Below are 1,825 nucleotides of genomic sequence, written 5' to 3' on the forward strand. Positions count from 1 at the left end.
TCTGTTTCATCCTGATAGGAAGAGGCCTTATACTCAATGAAAATCAAAGAGCAAACTAGGAAGCTAGCCGCAGGCTGCTCAAAGTACTGCTTTGAGGTTGTAGATAGAACTGACGAAGTCAGTAACATATATACGGCAAGGTGAAGCTGACGTGGTTTGAAGAGATTTTCGAAGAGTATTATCAAGATGAAATAGATAAAAATGCTACCTATATTATACCCCATTTAGGGGAGAATAGGTAGCAAGTTTTTTTATTCGCTATCAAGCAAGAGCTCTTTTGGTTGTTTTCTGAGGAGATTGCTTGAAGCAAGCGCCATAACGAGAACCACTAGAACCAAGGCAAGGACAAAGACGATGATAAAGTCTGATGTCTGAATGGAAATGTCTAGGCTCGACAAGGTCTTACTAAAGCCATCTACTTCTGCACCACCACCAAGGTTAGAGGCTTGAGCTGCCTTGCTGGCTTGCTTGGCAACACCTGAAGTGACATTGGCAAGAACAGTATTTCCGATGGCACGAGCTGTGTAGTTGGCTAGGAAGTAAGCAGAAATAAGAGCAGGAATGGCAATCAAGATCGATTCGGTGATGAATTGCCCCAAGATACTTGCCTGCTTGAGACCGATAGAGAGGAGAATTCCCACCTCCTTGCGACGGGCGTTGATCCAAAGGCTGAGCAAGAGTGCAAGGAGAAGAACTGAGAAGCTCAAGCTACCCCAGAAGAGGAGGTTGGCCATCTTATACATACCAGAGATGGATTGCTCTAGAGCTGGGTAGTTGGAGGAGCTCTTCACAAGTGTGTAGCTCTTCCAGTTGATACCACTGATGCCATTCAACTCTTTCATAACATCATCCAAGTTCTTGTCCGCTGTTACAAAGAAGGTTGCATCCCCATAAATAGCTGTGTCTTCTGTGTATCCATAAAGTTTTGCAGCAGTGTGAATGTCTGTGATAGCTGTATTTTCATAGAGTTCTTGCGAGTAGGTTACTGCCGACTTATTGTGCCCATCAAAGAGTCCCTTGATTGTCACTTCGACTGTCTCCTTAGCACCTTTTTCATTGTCTGCATCATAGATATTGGAGTCTAGTTTGACCTTATCTCCGACTTTCCAGCCGTGTTTAGCTGCCAAGTCTTTATGCATGAGATCTTGTCCTTGTCGTCGTTGGTTAGGTGCTCACCTTCAACCAGCTTATATGAACCAGAGACAAACTTATCTTCTTTAGAAGAGTCATTGACACCTGTGATCATCATGCTACTTCCAAACCGTTTGGCACGGTCAGGTGTGAGATTTTTCTTAGTTTCTGGCGTTTCGATCAGGTCGTATCCAGTCAAATCTCCGATAGCGTTGATACGTTTAACATAAGACTCGATGGCCTTGTTTTCGGTGATTTTTTTGATATCCTCACCTTTGATATTCCCAGCACCACGTGGCGTTCCTTGATTGACGCGACGATTGATTTGCATGGAGAAGCTATTGGTGATATTTTTAAATGTCTCCTGAGAAGCCTTGGCAGTAGCTCCCTTGATTGACAAGCCGACCAAACTCAAGCTCGCCATGAGGAGAATAATCAGGAAGATAACAATCGATTTGAAAAACTTCCTTGTAACATAGGCAAATGCGTTGTGTAACATAGGTTCCCTTTCTAGATTTGATTCGTTTTTATCATTCTATCAAAACAAGCTCATTTTATTTTGTAGTATTGCGAGTTTCAGACAGTTTCTTATCCTTCAATTCAAGTGTAATATCTGACGCTTGTGCCACTTCTTTACTGTGAGTGACGACGATCACACATTTACCTGTTTTCTGGGCAAGTGATTTGAGCAGTT

At 42.9% G+C, this 1,825-nt stretch carries 2 pseudogenes; both read right to left on the reverse strand.

Features of this window, described 5'->3' with window-relative positions:
- Positions 1–251 precede the first annotated feature (251 nt).
- Positions 252–1,630: pseudogene (vex3, locus tag SORDD16_RS06805) on the reverse strand (ABC transporter permease subunit Vex3).
- Positions 1,631–1,685: 55 nt separating this feature from the next.
- Positions 1,686–1,825: pseudogene (locus SORDD16_RS11905) on the reverse strand (ABC transporter ATP-binding protein); the annotation flags it as partial.

It is taken from the genome of Streptococcus oralis (genome assembly GCF_001578945.1).
GTDB classification, from domain to species: domain Bacteria; phylum Bacillota; class Bacilli; order Lactobacillales; family Streptococcaceae; genus Streptococcus; species Streptococcus oralis_Q.